The organism is Arenibacter palladensis, assembly GCF_900129275.1.
GTDB lineage: Bacteria > Bacteroidota > Bacteroidia > Flavobacteriales > Flavobacteriaceae > Arenibacter > Arenibacter palladensis.
Map to the genome: position 1 here is coordinate 187,889 of NZ_FQUX01000002.1, position 22,407 is coordinate 210,295.

9 protein-coding genes are annotated in these 22,407 nt (G+C 41.4%); 7 read left to right on the forward strand and 2 right to left on the reverse strand.

What is annotated here, in order from left to right; genetic code table 11:
• Nucleotides 1-74 precede the first annotated feature (74 nt).
• Nucleotides 75-2,591, reverse strand: a complete 2,517-nt coding sequence (nirB, locus tag BUA60_RS06850) for a nitrite reductase large subunit NirB (protein ID WP_072861027.1) — start codon at nt 2,589-2,591, stop codon at nt 75-77.
• Nucleotides 2,592-2,717: 126 nt separating this feature from the next.
• Between nirB and cobA the strand changes: the two genes are divergently transcribed.
• From cobA to BUA60_RS06880, 6 genes are all read left to right on the forward strand, one after another.
• Nucleotides 2,718-3,485 (forward strand): uroporphyrinogen-III C-methyltransferase, encoded by a 768-nt coding sequence (gene cobA / locus BUA60_RS06855; protein WP_072861028.1) that lies wholly within the window; start codon nt 2,718-2,720, stop codon nt 3,483-3,485.
• A 206-nt stretch (nt 3,486-3,691) separates the two neighbouring features.
• The gene (locus tag BUA60_RS06860) at nt 3,692-5,110 is read left to right on the forward strand and encodes an MFS transporter (RefSeq protein WP_072861029.1); all 1,419 of its coding nucleotides are present in this window, start codon (nt 3,692-3,694) and stop codon (nt 5,108-5,110) included.
• Between the two features lie 224 nt (nt 5,111-5,334).
• A complete protein-coding gene (locus tag BUA60_RS06865) occupies nt 5,335-6,618 on the forward strand; it encodes an alginate export family protein (protein ID WP_072861030.1) in 1,284 nt (427 codons plus the stop codon).
• Nucleotides 6,619-6,892: 274 nt separating this feature from the next.
• Entirely contained in the window at nt 6,893-7,564 is a 672-nt protein-coding gene (locus tag BUA60_RS06870) for a response regulator transcription factor (protein ID WP_072861031.1), read from the forward strand.
• Between the two features lie 207 nt (nt 7,565-7,771).
• Nucleotides 7,772-11,305: a nitrate reductase gene (locus tag BUA60_RS06875; RefSeq protein ID WP_072861032.1), complete on the forward strand. Its 3,534-nt coding sequence runs from the start codon at nt 7,772-7,774 to the stop codon at nt 11,303-11,305.
• An 11-nt stretch (nt 11,306-11,316) separates the two neighbouring features.
• On the forward strand, nt 11,317-12,753 hold the full coding sequence (locus BUA60_RS06880; RefSeq protein WP_072861033.1) for a rubredoxin: 1,437 nt from the start codon (nt 11,317-11,319) through the stop codon (nt 12,751-12,753).
• A gap of 138 nt (nt 12,754-12,891) precedes the next feature.
• On the opposite strand, the gene BUA60_RS06885 is transcribed toward BUA60_RS06880, so the two are convergent.
• A complete protein-coding gene (locus BUA60_RS06885) occupies nt 12,892-14,544 on the reverse strand; it encodes an ArnT family glycosyltransferase (protein ID WP_072861034.1) in 1,653 nt (550 codons plus the stop codon).
• A gap of 330 nt (nt 14,545-14,874) precedes the next feature.
• Here BUA60_RS06885 and BUA60_RS06890 point away from each other — a divergent pair, with 330 nt between their 5' ends.
• A complete protein-coding gene (locus BUA60_RS06890) occupies nt 14,875-22,407 on the forward strand; it encodes a T9SS type B sorting domain-containing protein (protein ID WP_072861035.1) in 7,533 nt (2,510 codons plus the stop codon).

The following is a 22,407-nucleotide window of genomic DNA, read 5'->3' on the forward strand; positions in this document are numbered from 1 at the left end:
GGTCGTAATGCTGTTTGACCATTTGTTGAACATATATTATACTTGGTCAGGATCATAAAGTCCCAACATAATAGTTAAACCCATGCTTTGGGCATTTTTTGTTCCCTTAAGGAAACAAACTCAATGTTGTCATCGGTTTCTTCGGCATTTACAAAATGAGTGTACCTTGATCTTATTTCCGGATTTTCTACCGCCTCTTTCCATTCGCACTTGTAAGTATCTACCAAGTATTGCATTTCGCTGTCCAACTGTTCCGCAATACCTAGACAATCATTTATAACAACATCTTTCACATAATCTATACCGCCTTCTAATTTATCCAACCAAGCGGCTGTACGGGTTAGGGGAGGAGCGGTTTGTATGTAGTACATTAAAAATCGGTCTACATATTTGGTAGCTGTTATCTTGTCCACCTTTTCAGCTAGCAATTGGGCATGTTGTGGGTTAGCCCCACCATTTCCACAGATATAAACGTTCCATCCACCTTCAACGGCTATAAAACCAAAATCCTTATTTCTGGCCTCAGCACATTCCCTGATACATCCAGAAACACCTCCCTTAATTTTATGTGGGGAACGTATGCCCTTATAGCGGTTCTCTATATCGATGGCAAAAGTTACACTTTCATCCATCCCGTATCGACACCAAGTAGAACCTACACAGCTTTTAACCGTACGCAGCGATTTACCATAGGCCTGTCCCGTTTCAAATCCTTCTGCGATCAATTCTTCCCATATCAGTGGTAATTCATGCAATTGCGCCCCAAACATGTCTATCCGCTGACCACCTGTAATTTTAGTGTACAGATCATATTTTTGTGCTATTCTACCAATGGCCAAAAGCTGCTTTGGGGTAATTTCTCCAGCTGCTACCCTTGGAACGACCGAGTAGGTCCCGTTCCTTTGAATATTGGCCAAATATCTATCATTGGTATCCTGTATGGTTGCTTGCCTATTGGCCGTTTCGTTGTAAATACTGGCGAAAATGGAAGCCACTGCAGGCTTGCAAACTTCACACCCATGTCCTTTTCCTACCTCGTCCAACAGAGAATCATAGTCCTCAATTTTCCTAAGTTTTACAATATCATAAAGTTCCTGTCTGGAATATTCAAAATGTTCGCAAATGGATTCCTTGACTACTTTTCCTAGAGATTTAAGCGTTTCCTTTACTAGGTCTTCAACCATTGGTTTGCACCCACCACATCCTGTGGTAGCCTTGGTGGCTTTGGAAATTGCCTTAACACTATCGTTGCCATCATCCTTGACCGAGCAACATATTTGTCCTTTCGTGACCGCTTCACAGGAACACACTACAGCGGTATCCGGCAGGTCCATGGCACTGCCGAATGACACATCCTCTCCACCACGACTTCCCAAAATTAGATTTTCAGGATTTTTGGGCAAGGGCATTTCATTGAGATACATCTGCAAGAGCATGTTGTAATCTTTGGCATCTCCTACCAGGATTCCCCCCAGTAGCCTTTTACCGTCATGGCTTACATTAATTCTTTTATAAAGACTCTCCGTTTTGTTTTCAAAAATAATGGAGTGGCCTTTTTCGGCGGGCATAAACGGAGTTCCAAAACTCGCTACGTCCACACCTATCAATTTAAGTTTGGTAGACATATCTATCTCCGCTGCCATGACAGTCTCCTCTATACCTAGAATCTGGTCTACGGCTACACCTGCCATTTCATATCCAGGGGCAACTAGACCATAGATCATTTGGTTGTAAAGGGCAATTTCACCAATGGCAAAAATACTTTGATCTGAGGTTCTCATTGTATTATCCACTACTATGCCTCCTCTGGTGCCCATTTTAAGTCCGCAACTTTTACCTAATTCGTCCCTTGGTCTTATTCCTGCGGATATAACCAACATGTCCACATTTAGGACGTCATCTTCGCCAAATTCCATCCCTATTACATGGCCATTGCCTAGTATCTGATTTGTAGCTTTACTTAAATGAATATTGATCCCCATAGATTCCAATTTCACCTGAAGCACCTTGCTACTTCTAGTGTCCAACTGTCTGGGCATTAATTTAGGGGCAAACTCTACCACGTGAGGCTCCATTCCCATATCCATAACGGCCTTGGCCGCTTCCAGACCCAATAGTCCACCCCCCAATATGGCAGCTTTTGGTTTTTGAACTGTTTTCTTTATTTTGTCCGCATAGGCCAACGTATCTTCCAAGTCCTCTATGGTCCTATATACAAACACGCCTTCCTTATCTACTCCATTTATTTGTGGTACGAACGGACTAGAGCCCGTTGCCAATACCAAATAGTCATAATTATAGGTCTTTTCACTAAGAGTGGTTATAGTTTTTGAGTTTCTATGAATATCCGTTACCCTCTCATTGGTATACAGTTCAATGTTATTTTCCCGATACCATTCCCTTGGAGCCATGGATAAACGTTCTGCATCACCATTTTCAAAATACTCGCTTAAATGCACCCTATCATAGGCAACTCTTGGTTCTTCTCCGAAAACAATTAGTTTAAAGGAGCCTTGGTCTACTTTGGCGACAAATTTCTCACAGAATTTGTATCCAACCATTCCATTTCCAACTACAATTACGGTCTTCATACGTATACTATTAAATGTTACGTAGCAATATTACGTATAATTACGTAATAAATTTGTGTTTTTATGAAAATAAATACGTAATTTTGTTGCGAAATTCTTAATTGCACACCTTTAAAAGCAGAAATCATGAGTATATCCAAAGACCCGAAAGTTAGTTTAGTCGGTGCCGGCCCAGGAAGTAGCGACCTTATAACCCTTAGAGGATACAGAACATTGGAAGATGCCGATATCATTTTATATGATGCTTTGGTAAGTACGGATTTGCTCAAGGATCTAAATCCCAACATTCCGAAAATCTATGTGGGCAAGAGATGTGGGGAGCATTCCCTTACCCAGGAAGAAATTAATAAATTAATAGTGGAAAATGCTTTTAAATATGGTCATGTAGTGCGATTAAAGGGAGGAGATCCATTTGTATTCGGTAGAGCCAGTGAAGAATTGGAATACGTGGAATCCTTCGGAATACCGGTTACTGTTGTACCAGGGGTAACCAGCGCGATAGCTGTCCCGGCCAGTCAGGGAATTCCGGTAACCAGACGGGGAATAAGCAGCAGCTTTTGGGTAATGACGGCCACTAAACGCGATGGTTCCTTTTCTGAAGATCTGGAACTGGCAGCCAAGTCATCTGCCACAATGGTCATATTAATGGGGGTACGTAGATTTTTGGAAATCGCGGATAAAATTGTTCAACATAGAAATGGACTAACCCCATTTGCAATTATACAGAATGGAACTATAGAGAATGAATCCTGTATAACAGGACTTCTTAAAGACGCAAGGTCACTTGTAGACCAAATAGATATTACACAACCAGGAATAATAGTGGTCGGGGAAGTAGTAACAGAGCATCCGTCCTTTTTTGAAGAGGAAATCCAAAGGGCACTTAACTATTAAACAACCAAACTAAACCAAACATTTTCAATATTGCAATAGGAGCAGGTCTATAATTGTAATTTCATAATCGCAGGCTTCATATTTTCCCACCTTCATAAAAACACTACTTATTTTCAGTATTACGTAATAATTATAAGTAATAATACGTAGAAATACGTATTTTTGAATTGTTAAACGAAATAACTAATCCTATAAACAATTCAGTTATGAAAGAATTTGTCTCTGCTAAAGCTACGAAATTAGAACTTTTAAACTTGAGGAGTGTACCAATACGTACCTTTTGGATTACCTCCATTGCCTTTTTCATTTGTTTCTTTGCATGGTTCGGTATCGTTCCTTTTATGCCCGATGTTGTCAAGGACTTGGGATTGACTCCCACCCAAAAGTGGAACTCCATCATTTTGGCGGTTTCCGGAACAGTATTTGCCAGATTGCTAATTGGTAAGTTATGTGACAAGTACGGACCCAGATTATGTTATACTTATTTATTGATTCTAGGGGCCATTCCCGTTATACTTCTAGGTTTTGTACAAACACCGCTTCAATTTCTGATATGTAGATTGTTTATTGGTTTTATAGGCGCATCGTTCGTAATAACCCAATTCCATACCTCCATAATGTTTGCGCCTAATATAGTAGGTACGGCCAACGCTACATCTGCAGGTTGGGGAAACCTGGGAGGAGGGGCCAACCGCTTGGGAATGCCATTGATCGCAGCCGGAGTTGTTAGTTTTGGAATTGCCGATGAAGTAGCCTGGAGATATTCCATGGTAATTGCGGGGGTAATTTGCTTCTCTATGGGACTTATATATTATTTCTTTACCAAGGATACCCCTGAAGGTAATTTTAACGAACTGAAGTTAGCAGGCAAAATGCCGAATTTAAAGAAAGATGAAGTATCCTTTTTGAGTACATTAAAGGATTATAGGGTCTGGATATTGTTCTTGGTTTATGCAGCCTGTTTTGGAATAGAACTAACGGTTTATGGTACTATGGACGATTATCTTCAGAATAGATTTGGCCTGGATCGATCTACCGCGGGCAATTTGGTATTGTCGTTTGCCCTTATGAATATTTTTGCAAGGACATTGGGTGGCTATTTCGGAGACCTGTTCGGTAAGTTTCGTGGCTTGCGCGGCAGGGTAATTTTTCTTGCCCTGATCTTGGCAACGGAAGGACTAATGCTTTCCATCTTTTCAGTGACCACTAGTTTGGTATTTGGTATGATATTTTTGATTGCTTTTAGCCTTACCGTACAAATGGCAGAAGGAGCCACTTTCTCAGTGGTGCCGTTTATTAATAAGAAAGCCATAGGATCTATTTCCGGAATAGTTGGGGCTGGAGGAAACGTGGGGGCATTCTTGGCCGCCATGTTATTAAAATCCAAATCGGCCGTGGCCGAAAGTGCTGCCATTGCGGCCAATAGCGAATTGGGTGAACAGGCCGTAAAGGCTGCCCAGACTACCGCTGCGGCTTCTGCGGTTTCCAGTGGATTTTTTGTTATCGGAGGATTTATAGTAAGTGCTGCCATACTATCATTGGCCATTAGGTTCGCAACTGCCGAGGAAAAAGCTGTTGTTGAGGAAACCAAGGCCGAACTTTTGCTGTCAGGAGTAGATAAATAAATGGGAAGTAAACAAATTTGCTCCTTGTAACACTTTTACCCAAACCCAAACACTAAAAATCAATACGGAATACGGAATGGATAATAGCTATTATTTCATTCCGTAATTCCAAACCAAATATGAAGTAAGCCACATTAATTCCTCCCATGAACCGGAGGGATTAATGGTAAATTACTCCCTATATTTACGGCTTAGACTACTAAAAAATAAATACCTATCAAAAGATGAAAAGAATATCTCTTTTATTTACCATAATCGCCTTTTATGGATCAATGGCCTATGCACAATTTACATTGGATGGAGAATTTAGACCTCGTACCGAACTGCGTCACGGTTTTGGTAGTCTAATCGCCGATGATGCAGATGCCGGTTTTGGCGTTTCCACCCGTTTGCGGCTAAATGCAGGATACACCATAGATGCCTATCAATTTTATGTAAGCCTTCAAGACGTTATGGTTTGGGGAGAAAACAGACAGCTTCTACCTGATGACGAAAATAATTCATTTGCTGTCTTTGAGGCTTGGGCCGATATAAATCTTGGTAGTGGTTTTTCTGCCAAATTGGGAAGACAGACCTTGGATTACGACGACCAACGTATAATGGGCAGTGTTGGATGGACACAACAGGCACGTAATCATGACGCCGCCATTTTAAAATACGCCAAAGAGAAATTCCAAATGGATCTTGGATTGGCTTACAGCCAGGATTATGACAATCCCAGTGGTTTTCAATCGGTAGGTAATGCTTATAACACTACAGGCTTCTTCTCCTACAAAACCATGCAATACCTTTATTTAAAGGAAAATTGGAAAAACTTAAACGGAAGCCTTTTGCTTTTGAACAATGGTTTCCAAAACTTTGAAACCGATGGGACCACACCCGACGGTATAAGCAATCTACAAACCTTTGGGACACATTTGGACTATAAAAAAGGAAGTTTTGGAGCCGCTTTGAACGCTTTTCTTCAAACAGGGGAAAGACAAGGTGCCCTCGATGTAGGAGGAGCTTATCTGTTGGGACTGGATTTGAACTATAATGCCACAGCCAAAGTAAGTCTTGGTGCGGGTGTGGAAATCATTAGTGGTAATGATACCAGTACCAGCGATAAAACAGAGGCCTTTTTCCCCCTTTATGGTACCAATCATAAATTCAATGGATTTATGGATTATTTCTACGTAGGCAATCATGCCAATTCAGTAGGCCTATTGGATGTTCATGTGAGTGCCAATTTTAAACTTGGTGAAAAATCCAGCCTCTTGGTAAAAGCATTGAACTTTAGAGGGGAACAAGCATTGCCCAGCGGGGAAAAATCGCTAGGGACAGAATTGGATCTCGTATTTTCGCAGGCGTTTAATGGCTATTCCCTACAGCTGGGCTATTCCCAAATGTTTGCCAATGATGGCATGTACGAATTAAAAGGCATCTCCGAGGATGCGTCTGCCAGTAGTCAAAACTGGGCATGGGCCATGTTGGTCATAAAACCAAAATTTCTGAACACCACCAAATAATCCAATTATCATCAAAGCCCCGCATTTGTCGGGGCTTTTTACTCAATAAATGAGATTTGAATGCTAGGGCGCTTTTACTGAGGTAATTGGTTTTAACCCCGTACCTAGCAAATATCTTCAAAAACCTTGTGCATAAAACCCCGTTCCGTACCAAAACCATAGTCATTGCGCCCTTGCACATAAGGCCAATAATCAAAAATACAGTATCTATTTTTACCGTATGAATACTTAGTTTTAATTTTATCCTATATTTGTTGGGAAAGAATAGACTATTGTGGATAAAACAACGCGTATTGTATTGGCCGATGACCATTCCCTTGTAAGGGATGGTATTAGAGCCTTATTGGAAGAAGATGATAATTACATGGTAATCGGCGAGGTCTCCAATGGCAAGGAGGCGGTTCAAATGGTATTGGACAAAAAACCCGACCTGTTGATTATTGATATCCGAATGCCGGAAATGAATGGCATTGAGGCCGTAGAGGAACTCAAGAAACATTCTTCGCCTACCAAATGTATTATACTCTCCATGCACGATTCCGAGGAATACATCCTGAAATCGGTAAATGCCGGTGCCAGCGGATACCTCCTTAAGGACACTGGGAAAAGCGAATTTCTTAAGGCCATTTCCACGGTTGAACAAGGTGGAAAATATTTTAGCGGTGACATTTCCAATGTTTTGGTAAACAATCTGTTGAGTCAAGGACAAACAAAGCAGGAAAGTAAGCCAAAAACAAAAAATGGAAGTAACTCTTTTGGCATTACTAGCAAGGAACTACAAATTCTGGAACTCGTCCTTTCAGGGCTTACCAACAAACAAATTTCTGAAAAACTTCAAAAAAGCAAACGAACCATTGAAACACATCGCTTCAATCTAATGCGAAAAATGGGCGTTAATAATCTTATGGACCTAGCCCGAAAGGCACAGGAATATAAACTAATTTAATCCATAATAACTCTTTTTTTTAGTTGATTTACAGCTGTTTATCGTTTTTTAAGACATGACACATTCTGTAATAGCCAACGAAAGAGCAATTTTATTGTCTTTTCGTCAATATTCTGCCTAACTATTATCAATAAAATACTACGTATTTATACTTAATTTGATAATTTTAGATCATATTTAATTGGTTTCTTTTAATTCAAGGATTTTATGCAGAAAAAGAACGAACATAAAACTATTTGCTCCTACTGTGGGGTTGGATGTGGAATTGTAGTGGAACAGGACTCCAAGGGCAATATTAGTGTTGAAGGAGATCAAGACTATCCCGTAAACAAAGGCATGCTTTGTTCCAAAGGAAAGAACCTGAACTATGTGGCCCAAGATACCAGTGACCGGATTTTATATCCAGAAATGAGATGGAGCAGAAATCATCCTTTACAAAGGGTTTCCTGGGATACGGCCTTTGATAGGGCCGCTGCCGTTTTCAGAAGCATTATTGAAAAACACGGTCCGGATAGTGTAGGGTTTTATGTTTCTGGCCAGTGTCTTACAGAAGAATATTATTTGGTAAATAAATTGACCAAAGGATTTATAGGCACCAATAATATTGATACCAATTCCAGGCTCTGTATGAGTTCTGCCGTGGTGGGTTATAAAAAAATGCTGGGGGAGGATTCTGTGCCTATTTCCTATGATGACATTGAGTTATCCGATTGTTTTCTTATCGCAGGGGCAAATCCTGCTTGGTGCCACCCCATTCTCTTTAGAAGAATAGAAAATCACAAGGAAAACAATCCGAATGTAAAAATAATAGTAGTAGACCCCAGGAAAACCCAGACCTGCGCTGCGGCCGATCTTCATTTGCAAATATTACCCGGGACGGATGTTATTCTATTCAATGCCATGGCCCGCTGGTTGATTGAAAAGAAAAAAATAGACAAAAACTTCATTAAAAAGCATACCGTAAATTTTGATGCGGTTAAAGAGAGTGCCTTTCAACTTTCCATGAAAAAGGCCGCTGAGCTTTGCGGAATTCCTATAGAGGATATCAAGAAAGCAGCCATGTATATAGGCAATGCCAATGCTTTTATTAGTATGTGGACCATGGGGCTAAACCAAAGTGTCATTGGTGTTTCCAAAAATGTGGCATTAATGAATCTGTCACTCCTAACCGGACAAATAGGGAAACCTGGTGCCGGACCATTTTCACTTACCGGACAGCCCAACGCTATGGGGGGCAGGGAAGTAGGTGGAATGGCCAGTTTACTGGCTGCCCATAGGGAATTGGGCAATCCCAAACACCGCAAGGAAGTATCGGATTTTTGGGGAGGAAAAGAAATTAAATCCGAACCGGGTTATACCGCCACAGAAATGTTCGACGCATTGGAAAGTGGCAAAATGAAGGCGGTGTGGATTATCTGTACCAACCCAATTGTGAGTATGCCCAATGTTCACAAGGCGGAAAAGGCATTAAAAAATGCCAATTTTGTGGTGGTTCAGGATATTTCCCATAATTCCGAAACCACCAAATATGCTGACCTGCTATTACCTGCTGCAGGCTGGTTGGAAAAGGAAGGGACGATGACCAATTCAGAAAGGCGGATAAGTTATCTTCCCAAAGTGATTGATGCGCCGGGAGAGGCTTTACCGGACGCTGAAATTTTATGGAAGTTCGCGCAAAAAATGGGCTATCATGGATTTGACTATAAAAATGCCAGTGAGGTATATGACGAACATTGCCTTTTAACAAAGGGAACCGAAATAGATATATCCGGATTGTCCTATGAGCGACTAAAGAACGAAGGAAGCTTTCAGTGGCCTGTACCCCATGCCACCCATAAAGGCACCCCAAGACTGTTTACGGACTATCAATTCTTTACCAACGATAAGAAATCGCACTTCAATGCGCCCTATACACTCTACAATAAATCGGAATTAACAAATCCCGAGTATCCCTTAATTCTAAATACAGGAAGGGTAAGGGACCAATGGCATACCCGAACCAAAACTGGAAAGGTTAAGCGCCTGCTTACCCATATTCCGGATCCATATTTGGAAATGAACAAAGTGGATGCCTATTTGCGAAAAATAAAGGATGGGGATATTGCAGTGGTAAAAAGTAGAAGAGGAACGGTCCGCGTAAAAGTGAAGGTGAATTTTGACATACGGGAAAAAGTGGTCTTCCTTCCTATGCATTGGGGCAAGGTGCTCAATAATGATTTTGGAAGGGCCAATAATTTGACGAATGACTTGGTTGATCCAGTATCCAAGGAACCCGATTTTAAATATTGTGCGGTAGAGGTGGCAAAGTACGTAAAACCCAAACAGAAAATTGTGATTATCGGGGCCGGAGCAGCAGCTTATAGATTTATCCAGACCTATAGAGAGAAGAATGAAACCGATGAACTTCATGTTTTCTCCAAAGAAAAGGACCCCTTCTACAATAGGGTGTTACTCCCCGAATATGTAAGTGAGGAACTCTCATGGGAAGCCTTGGAAAAATTAAAAAAAGGGGAGCTCGAAAAATTGGATATCACCCTACATCCAGGCTTGGGGGTAACCCAAATAGATAGGAAAAATAAAACCATCATGGACGACAATGGTTTTGAACATGCCTACGATATACTTGTAATGGCCACAGGGAGCAGGGCCTTTGTACCAAGTGAAGTACAAATAAACATGCCGGGCCGTTTTACAATGAGAGAGCGTGGGGATGCCGATAAATTGCGTAAATATTTAGAGGACACCGGCCTACCCTCTGAAGAACAACATGTAGTTATTGTTGGAGGAGGCCTTTTGGGATTGGAGTTGGCGGCAGCCCTTAAGAACAGAAATGTCAATATCAGTATCATTCAACGTGCCCCTAGATTAATGGAAAGGCAGTTGGATAGAATTGCAAGTCGACTTTTGGCCGAGGATGTCAATGATCGGGGAATTAAGGTTTATTTTGATAATGAGGTAAGTACCGTATTTGAGGAAAGGGATGACAAAAACTCCCTTTCAATTACCTTAAAAACGGGAAGGACGGTAAAATGTAATGCCATTGTTTATGCCATTGGTACCCGTCCGAATATTGAGTTGGCAAAGCATTCCGAACTAAAGACTGGCAGGGGAGTGGTAGTCAATGAATATTTGCAGACCAGTGATCCCAATATTTTTGCCCTTGGTGAAATTGCAGAATTCAGAAATGCCCTGTTTGGCATAACTTCGGCCGCCGAGCAACAGGCCGATACCGCGGCAAAATATATTTTGGGCGATTTTAGCAGTATCTACAATGGGTCTATCCTCATGAACATTTTAAAGTTCGAAAACTTGGACCTCTGTAGTCTGGGTATGGTGAATGCCCCCGTGGATGACAATAGTTATGAGGAAATTATCCTTATGGACGTCAGCAAGAAATACTACAAAAAATGTATCGTAAAGGATGATACCCTAAAAGGTGCTATCCTAATGGGCGATAAGAACGAGTTTGCCGAATTTAAAAGAATAATAGAAGAGGAAATTGAACTATCGGAAAAGCGCAACGAGCTGCTTAGGGGGCAATCAAACTCTGTTCCTTTGAAAGGAAAATTGGTTTGCTCGTGCAGTCAGGTAGGCGAGGGCAATCTAATAGAAACAATTAATGGCGGATGTGAAGACTTCTCAAAACTATGCTCAGAAACTGGAGCTGGGCTTGGTTGTGGAAGTTGCAAACCTGAAATACAGGATATTTTGCGCAAACAATTACAAACAGTGGCTTCCTAAAACAGAACGTTATGAATGATGATTTACATCGAATATTGATCAAAGGAGGGGTAACCTCCCCTGGGGAATTAAAGGATATCATAGCCATGTTGGAGGCAGGAGGCTTGAAAGAGGTGTTTTTTGGGTCACGCCAAGATCTATTGTTCCCTTTGCAAAATGCCAAGGAGGAACAATTGGAACAAATCTCAAAATTCAACACCGATATCGTTAGCGATAGAAGTTACCAAAATATCGTAACGTCCTACGTATCCGCCGATATCTTTGATATGACCAATTGGCTCAAGGGGTCCACCTATCTCTACATTTTGGAAGGTTTTGATTACCTACCCAAACTAAAAATCAACATCACCGATCCCAAGCAGCGCTTAGTCCCAATTTTTAATGGCAACCTTAACTTTATTGCTTCGGAAAGTGAGGATTATTGGTACCTGAACATAATACTTCCGCACTGGACCAAATCGGTTTACTACCCGGTCTTAATTTATAGTTGGGACATCCATGTTGTGGCAAAGGCTATTGAGGAAATTTACCAGGACATTGCCGATATAGATGAACTATTTTTTATTCTCAATAAAAAATTGGACACCAATAACAGAACCATAGAAAAGGAGCTGGTGGTTCCCTACATTAAATTTCCCTATTACGAAGGAATGAATAGGATGGGTCTGGATCAATATTGGCTTGGACTTTATTGGCGCAACAATAGATATGATCTTGATTTTCTAAAAAAATTATGTGGCTTTTGTCTGGACAATAGCATTGGAAAAATATGTATAACACCATGGAAGTCTTTCATCATAAAGGGAATAAAAAGCTCCAGTAGGCCCGAACTGGAACGTTTTCTAGGACAGAAAGGAATCAATATACGCCATTCCCAATTGGAAATGAACTGGCACCTCCCGGTGGATGATTCGGAAGCATTGGAATTAAAAAAATTCTTGGTCCTGAGTTTTGACCAGAACGATATAAGCACTTATGGGCTAACCTTTGGCATAAGTAATGAAACCGGAAAGCGTACCCATTTTTCCTCGGTGATAATTGAAAAGAACACCCCACCCACCATAGTCAAGGATTTTGCAGTAAGGCCAACCTACAACGTTTTGCATTTTAAAAATTTTGATCCCAATACCCAAGAATACAAGGTATACGCCCAAGATGTGGATAAGATAGAGTTGCCAGGCCTATTAATGGAATTGAGTAAACATTATTTTGACCAATTGGGAAGGGCAATGCCCAAACCGGAACCCCCTAAGAATACCAATGTTGATATTTTGAAGGAAGTATATCAATGCAGTTCTTGTTTTACCGTGTACGATGAAACCTACGGCGATGAAAAATCACAGGTAGCTGCCGGAACCCCATTTACGGACCTTTCAGAGGATTACTGTTGTCCGGTTTGTTCTGCCCCAAAATCGGGCTTTGAAAAAATGAAACTACAAATATTGTGATGCATTAAATGTTCACCTGATGATAGTTAGGAAAGAATGAAAATGGTTTAAGGACATGGAAAATAAGGTCGGATAAGCCTTAACAACCTCAGAAGTTATCTAGGAAGAATGGATATTTTGGCAGGAATTTGAAGACCCCTATTTATTGTACAATACCATCCATTTAACAAATTCCCGTCGGTTTTTGAAATGAGGTTCCAAATATTTTAAATCGGCCTTAAAACCTCTTTTTTTATCAATAATTAGATAGGTATTGGGACTATAGGATAGCGAATCCAAGCGGGAAACCATTACATCATCATTGATATCCCATAGCTCTTCTTTCCAGTCTTCATTCTTTTGAAACTGCACTTCCCGATCGGTGGTGTTGTTCCTTAATTTTAAAGTGATAGGATTGTCCCCTGAATACATGGGTATGGAGGACAAAAGGTAATCATAAACTACAATGGTCTTATTCTTAGTTGGGGTAACATTATTGATGAAGCCAATCATTTCCTTAGTAGAGTTGAAGGTTGCTCCATTGTGCGCCATTATCGAAGTTGACAGTAAAATTAAGGCGGCACCAAAACTTGCTCCCATAATAGCCGGTTTTTCCGGCACATCATTATCAATGTAAAAAAGTAAGGATACTACAAGGATCACGAAAACAATACCAATTATTAAAGTTGCATTGGAAATCTGGATAAATTGCGGTTTCCAAAACCATAATCCAAGAATCCCCAAAAACAAACAACCCATCAGAATTGCATACGCCAGGTTCAAGGTATTGCGAATAGATACGTTGACCTTATACAATTGTACCGCAATCAATATGGCCAACATCCAAAACATGGGAAGAATATACAGCACCATTTTAGTTTTGAAGACCGAAAAAATCAAGAACAGAAAAACACTTGAAATCAACAATAACCGGTCTTCCCTTCCAACATTTAGGAATATACCGGCCTTTCTTTTAAAATTTCGGGAAATAATCCACCACCATGGAAGCGTTAGACCAATAATTAATGGAATATAAAACCAAAAAGGTTTTGAACGATTAAAGGAATGCGATGTTATCCGTGATATAAGTTGATCCGTTACGAAATAATCCCATAAGCCAGGATTGTTGATTACTACCAAAATATACCAGCTTGAAGCAAGAAAAAAACATAACCCAAATCCCAGGACATGATGAATGTTGATTTTTGAATTTCGCTTGAAAATTATCTTATAAATTATAATATAGGTCAGAATAAACAAAAGTGCTACGGGTCCCTTGGTAAGCAAGGCCAATGCCACCAATAGATAAAATAAGTAAACACCAACAATTTTGCCCTTGGTAGTATAGTACTGCCAACAATATATGGCCCCAAGAATAAAAGTAGTGAGATAGGCATCCGTTGTTAAGTTACGACTAGAAATCAGTACTAGGGGCATAGCAAAATATACAAGACTGGAAGTAATGGCTATTTTTCTGTCATTATAAAGCAACTGGACCATACCAAAGACCAATGCCATTTGAAGCACAATGGCAATTTGAAGAAAGAACCTAGCGCCAAACTCATTGATGCCGAAAATACGGTAGCCCAAAGTGGTGATATAGTAGGTTATGGGTGGCTTATGAAAGTGAAAAATGCCGAGGAGCTTTGGATTGATAAAGTCCTGGGTGCTTAGCATTTCCTTGCTGATTTCGGCGTATCTGGCTTCACTGGTCTCCGTAAATCCATAAGAACCCACACCTGGGAGCAATATAGCCAATGCAACGACCAAGAATAACAGATAATGTTTATTGTTGACCCCTTTGGATAACATTATTACCGTTTTGAATAGTAAAAATACGAATCTTTAATAAGGAAATTCAAAATCTATCCCATAAAATACCTATATGGACATGTTTTTTCACGCGCTCAACAAGGGTATTTAGAACCCATTTATAAGTCCCTTTTTCCGGGCTGAATTTCTACACCATTCATTGTCCAAACCTGCTGTACACCACAATAAAATGCAGTTTCACAACAAAACCATTGTTATAGGTATTAATGGGTATAAAAAACCGCAATATATCCAAGCAATGTCTCGTTATAGGGTCTTTCCTACAAAGTGGATCAATTCACTTGTATTATAATATTAAGGGGCAAAATCATGATAAAATCGACCAAAAAACTACTGCTGCTAATTTTGTTGTTTAGTTTTAATGCTTGGTATAGCATCGCTCAGGTTTCTACCAGTGCGCAGAATACCAATTTCAATTCCTGTGGCAGCAATCTACCGCAGACTGAACTAAACCTTGGAAACCTGGTACTGTCCGAGACATTGGCCACGGATTTCGGATCGGGTACCTTTACCTTCTACATACAGGCACCCTCTAATTTTGAGATTAGGGCCACTTCCTACTCCGAAACGGGAACCGATATTACCAGTGCTTCCGTTGCCCAGGACCCTGGCAACGCCTCAAGATTGGCTGTAACCATAACGACCAACGCCCAAGGTTCCTTGGATGTATTTACCATAGAAAATATAAGGATTCAACTTATACCCGGTTCAACAACCACAAATGGTTTACTAAGATATGTATTGGGCGGTAATGCCAATAAGATAAACGGACTTGCCGACAATCAGACCCTTGCCAACGTCTCTTTCACTGCCCTAACCGGAGGAACAGGCGTTAACCAACAGGTCTGTGCCAAGAACGATGTACAGAACATTAGTATTACAGGCTCCAATATAACCCAGAGCAGAACTTTTGCATGGGAAAAGGACGTTAACGGAACATGGACAGCCATTGCCAATTCCAATACCGAAATTCTGGTAGTGGACAAACCCTCTTTCCCAAACGGGATAAGTAGGTTTCGTCGGTTAACCACCTTTATGCTGAACGGGGAATCATGTACCCAGATCAGTACTACTGCAACCATTACCGTAAACGAAATATATGCCGGAACTATTACCGAAGGGACAGGCCAAAATGTATGTGCCACCCAAATACCCGAGCAGCTAAGTACTTCGGGCGATGTGGCTGTAACGCCTTCAGGAACCACAACTTATCAATGGTACAAAAATGATTCCGGCCCTTGGGAACTAATTTCTGGAGCAACTGACAATTTTTATCAACCAAGTGCTTTATCCAAAACCACTTCTTTCAAAAGAAGGGTCACTAACGTGTTAAACGGGTTTAGTTGTTATAAAGAAACCCCTGCGGTTTCCATAATTGTGAATTCTGCCGTATTGGGAGGTACCGCCGCCAATCAAAATATATGTTCCTTAAGCGAATTGCAATTGTTAACGATCAACAATGGCGAAAATAATGGAACTTATCAATGGCAGAAATACGACGGCAGTAACTGGATAAACATTAGTGGTGCCACTCAGAGCAACTACAACGCCAGTGCCAACCTAAATCCCGGAGTAGAGCAATTTAGAAGGGTTACCACGGTTTCTGGGGCAAGTTGCCAAGGAGTTAGTACAGTGGCTACCATTACCTATACCAATTTTGCAGAAGGAAGTATTACAGGTACGGAAACTGTTTGTTACAATGAAGCTCCAGCCACCATAACATCGGACACCAATGCCACGGGAACGGGTACCATCTCATATCAATGGGAACGATTTGACGGTAGTTCGTGGGCCGCAATTTCCGGAGCCAATAACGCAGATTATCAGCCTAGTGTCCTTACCCAGACAACTACCTTTAGAAGACAGGATAGTATTCTCCTAAACGGTTATACATGTTCGGATTATACCAATGAAATAGAAATCACTGTTCTTGGTCAAATTAACGGAGGAACGGCCAGTGCCGACCAGACTATTTGTGCAGGGGAAACACCCAATGCAATAACTATTAACAATGCCACAGCAGCAGGTCCCAACATTAGCTACCAATGGCAATCGGCAACCACAGGTAGTTTTACAAATATAAGCGGGGAAACCAATGCAGTTTATAATTTTGCCGGGGCACCAGCTGTTACTACAAGATATAGAAGACAAACCATAGTTTCCAATAACTCCAAAGTATGTTTTCAAAATTCTACTGTAAGCACTGTTTATGTAAACAGCCTTAACTTGGGAACAATTGGCAACAACCAAAATGTTTGTGCAGGACAGGCTCCTAGCACCATTATCAATATAGGAAATACGACCGCCGCCGGCAACCTAACATATGCTTGGGAAGCCTCGACCGATAATGGGGTAAGCTGGAGCCCGATAGCTTCCGCTACTGGTTCTACCTATACCCCTGGTATACTTGCAACATCTACCAAATACAGAAGACTGGATACGACCACCTTAAACGGTAAGGTATGTACTGGTTACACCAACGAAGTCTCCATAATTGTGGCTGGTGCTATTTCCGGGGGTGAAGGGTCTGCGGACCAAGCCATTTGTGAAGGTGATACCCCATCAACCATTACAGTTTCCAACGGCACGCCTGCAGGTACAGGGATTAATTTCCAGTGGTATTCGTCCACCGATAATGTCAATTACACTTTAATGAGCGGGGAAACTGGTGAAGAATTAAATTTCTCTACAGGATTGACAACATCGACCTATTTTAGGAGAAACGTTACCAATACCAACAATGGCAATACTTGTGAGGCTTCAAGCCTTCCAACCTTGGTCACCCTAATAACCTTAAACGAAGGGACTATTTCACAAACCCAGACCGTTTGTGGCTCTAGTCTTGTGGCTCCCATTACCAGTTCGGCCGATGCAAGTTCCAATGGCGCTATAAGCTATATCTGGCAGAGTTCTCCAGATGGGAGCAACTGGACGGATATTGCCAATACCAATCAAGCTACGTACACGCCTACAAATACCGGGGATTTACAAACCTACTATAGAAGAAAGGCTAGTTCAACATTGCAAAGCGTCACTTGTGAAGCCATAACCACTCCGGTAATAGTTTACGTAAATAAATTTGACAATGCATCTAGCCATAGAATCACTTTTTCTTCCGGGGCAACCGGAACTACGGAAGTGTGTAATGGTGGAGACCCACAGGCTTTTAGCACCAATTTTCCGTTGATCGCCTCCGGAACGGTAAGCTACCAATGGCAGATATCCAGTGATAATATATCATATACAGATATTGGAGGAGCTACCTCGGCAACTTACGATCCTCCTGCCGTAACCCAGGACAACTACTATAGAAGAATTACTACTTCTACCTTAAATAGTCTCTCCTGCAGTGTAACCAGCAATGTACTGACCATCATAAATGGAGGAAATGCCACTGGTGGTACTATCGGCACTACCAATCCTAATGGTGTATCTCCAAGTACCAACTTGGAAGTAATTTGTAAGGGGGACATTCCAAGTGAAATTGTGCAATTAACAGCCTCAACCGGGGCAACTTTAACTTATCAATGGTACGCCAATGGAACTCCTATACTTAATGCAACCGGAATAAACTATACTCCAACCAGTATAGTAAACAGTACCACCACTTATATTAGAACCACCACCAGTACGGATATTTCCGGGGTGGAATGTGTAGTGGACAGTAACCCTGTAACGGTTTTGGTACCCCAAGCGGACAATCTTGGAAATAATATCACCCTCTGTTATAATACCATGGCCCCAACCTTGGGCAACCCTAGCGCCATTGAAGGACTTCCATATTTAACTTTTAAGTGGTTCGAATCCAATGATGGTAGTACATTTACTCAAATAATAGGAGCAACTAGTGAAACCTATACTCCTGCCGCTCCATTGACCGCAGATAAATATTACCGTAGGGATTACTTGGCCACAGTGGAGGGTATAGCCTGTGAACCTTCCTATACTCCAAGTAATGTGATTGGAATTTTTGTCAATGATGTGGACGGAGGTACTATTTCAGGTGATCAAAAAATATGTTACGGGGATGATCCTTCCGTTTTAGGGAACACCGTAGACGGAACTGCCGAAGGAGTATTGAAGTATCAATGGTATTCCTCAACGGATAACACCAATTGGGGAATAATCAACAGGGCTGTTAACAGTACCTATGACCCCATTGCCGGTAGCTACCCAACAACCTATTTTAAAAGAACAGCCTCCTCAACTTTTAACGGTGTTGTTTGTACGGAAGATAGCAATACTATAGTAGTTCAGGTTACAGAACCACTATTGCCAGGAACACTGACCAACGACCAAACCATCTGTGAAGGGGTTGTACCTGGCGCCTTGACGGTAACCGGTGGCAGCACCTATGTAGATCAGACCTATGACTGGTATGCTTCCACTAATGGTAGCGTATGGACAGATCTGGCCGTACATTCTGCTTCTTATACACCGCCAGTCCCAACCTCTACTATGTATTACAAGAGGACTATTACAAGAACAAGTTTGGTGGACCAAACCTGTGTTGTAGAGACCAACCCTATAAAAGTTACCCTTAACCATGTTTATGCCGGTAAAATAACGGACAATCAATCGGTTTGCCAGGGAAGTCAGCCTTTGGCCATTGTGGAACAGGAATCCGCAACAGGCGCAGGTGTACTCACCTATCAGTGGTGGTCTTCCCCGGACAATCAGACTTATACTGCCGTTGCTGGTGCCACGCAGCCAAATTATACCCCTCCAAGTACCCTTACTGCCTCTACCTACTTTAAAAGAGTGGTTACCAGTACGGTGAACGGCGTAGCCTGTGCGGATGAAACTTCGCCAAAAATTGTAACCGTAATTCCATACGCCATCATAAATAATGATGCTATTATTGCCAATGACATTACCAACGTCAGCTGTAATGGAGGAAATGATGGTAGTATTGTAATCCCCAACTCCAGAATCACTGGAGGTAATACCGCGCAAAAGCAAATCAATACTATTGCACTTTTCGGCACTCCAACTTTTGGCAATACCTATAGTATTCTAATTGATGGGAAGATCTATGATCACCAAGTTACCCTGAACGGCATTAATCAGCCACAGGATAATAATGAGGTGGCTGCCGCACTAGTTCAGAAAATCAATACGGCAACCGGACCTAATTTGAGCTCTGTAGTGGCCACAAGCAATTTCAATGAAATTACCTTGACCGCTAAAGTTGCAGGTATTGGGTTTACGGCATATGTTAGTACTGGATCCGACGCCAATGTGAGCTCATCCAACGTAATAACACAACCAAATTCGGTTGCAAATACTTATGTATGGTCCAAAATAGGGGATAATAGCTTTACGGCCTCTACCTTAAGCATAAGCAATCTTACTGCCGGAGCCTACCAATTAACGGTTTACAACGAATTCTGTGGAACCACGTCGACTCCGTTTATAGTATCGGAACCCGAGGTGTTGACCCTAAATATCGGGGATACCTGTAATACGGCCATTACCGCCTATAGTACAGGAGGAATAGCACCTTTTACCTTTACGCTTACAAGGCCTGACAACACGACTTTGGTACAGACCTCCAACAATCCAAATATTACCTATACCAATTTAACCGGTGGCGCTATTTACAATATAAGTGTACAGGATGCCTCTTGTGGGATACAGAAATCTCAATCCGTAACCTTGCCAATGGGGCTACAATTTGATCAAGCTTCCGTGGTGGTTGAAAACGCCACTTGTTATGGCCAAAATGATGGCAGCATTAGTTTAAACATTGGAGCTACAACAGTAACTGGGGGATATCCTCCCTATAACTTCAGTTGGACCGGCCCCAATAATGCCAACTTTACCACAGAAAATATCAGCAACTTGGCACCTGGGGTGTATGTACTATCCGTAACGGACCAACTTGGTTGTTCAGCAACATATACTGCTAATGTAGCTTCAAAAGCGCAATTGGAAATCAGTAGTGTACAGGTTATCAACCAGCAATTGCAATGTGCAGGTGATGCCAATGCAGAAATTAGCATACAGATAAGTTCTGATCCTAGCAGTCAGTTACAAATAAACTGGTATAAAAATGGAACCAGTTATTCTACCAACAACACCAGTCTTACCAATTTGGGAGGAGGTAGCTATGAGGTAGTGATCATTGACACCAATAGTGATGCCAATACTCCATGTACCGTTAGACAGACATTTGTCATTACTGCTCCAACCGTATTTAGCGCTACCGAGGTAACCAATGGAAATACGAGTTGTGTGGATGCCAATACCGGAAGGGATTTTACCTTTAGGGTACAGGGAGGTACGTCGCCTTTCCAGTATTCTTTGGATGGAGGTACTCCTGTAATATTCACCAATACCCAAACCACAATAAGCTCGCTTTCCAATGACAGTCATGTTATAGAGGTAACCGATGCCAACCAATGTGTTGTACAAACGTTTACTATGGAAAGTTATGAGGCCATGGATTATACCGGCGCGAAAGCTTACACCATTCCACCATGTGAATCCAATTTCGCATTTAGCATGAATACCAATTTAATTACTGGCGGGAAACCTTTTGTAGACGGAAGTAACAACCCATACTACTTTTATGATTGGAGAGGTCCCAATAATTTTGTGGCCCAGGACATTACTAGTTTTGATGCGGTTCCTGGCTCATATTGGTTGACCATAACCGATAGTAATGACTGTTCTTCGGAGGAAATTGAATTTACCTTTAGTACCACATATCAACCAATTGTTGTTAACAAAACCATTACTCCGGTAAGTTGTGGTGCTACCAACGACGGAGCCATTTCCATTACAGTAAGTGGAGGCCTTAGACCATACAGTATTAGATGGGAAAAAGAAACGGCGGGTACAGCAAACAATCCAGATCCAGTGTTTACTTCTTACGGTCAAAACATAACCCAATTGAGCGGACTTGAAGAAGGAAGGTTGAGGCTTACCATTACAAGTAACATAAATGGTTGTACCAATTCAGATCCAGCATATTATTACCAAGAGATCATTACTATTAATAAGGCGGAATCGCTTCAACTAATAGACGGACCATTTTTGGATCAATCACTTTGTTTGGGCAATCCCGGAAGTATTTCCGTATCGGTTTTCAATAGTCAACCTGGAGATTTGAGTTTTTATTATGAAGGTGCCCTAGTGCCTTCCGTAAAAACGGGAACCAATACGTATTCCGTTCAAATTGGAAATCCGTTGGACAACGCCACCCTTAATGTAGTAAATGATCAGGGATGTGGAATTACGATGCCTATAAGTTCTGGGGTAACAGATCCTTCGTTTACCTATAGCTCGGACGAATATGAAATTACGGGCCTTTTAATGGCCAAGGAAGATATTCGTTTCAGCATAACCAGTGAGGCAGGATATGGCAACGCTTCATGGGATTTTGGAGATGGAAGTCCAATAGTAAATGTGGATCCGGAGGTAGACGGTATTATGACCACTCATAATTACAGTTACCCTGGCATTTTTACTACCACTCTAACTTTATATAACGCAGAAGGTTGTAGTAAAACAGTTCAACAGGACGTACAGGTGGGTAACGGTTATGACGTAATGTTCCCCAATGTATTCTCTGCCAATGCCGATGGAATTAACGATTACTTCCAAGGCGAGTTTACCGGTATGGCCTCGTTTACCTTTCAAATTTATGATATGTGGGGCTCCTTGGTGTACAGCGTTGCCTATGACTATGAGAGCATGCCTACAAACTGGGGTTGGAACGGAAACTACAGTTCGGGAAAACCATACAAAAACACTTCCTTCAGATATCTATTTGTAGGAACCACAAGAGATAACAACCAAATAACCAAAACTGGCGAAGCCTCAATATTAAGATAG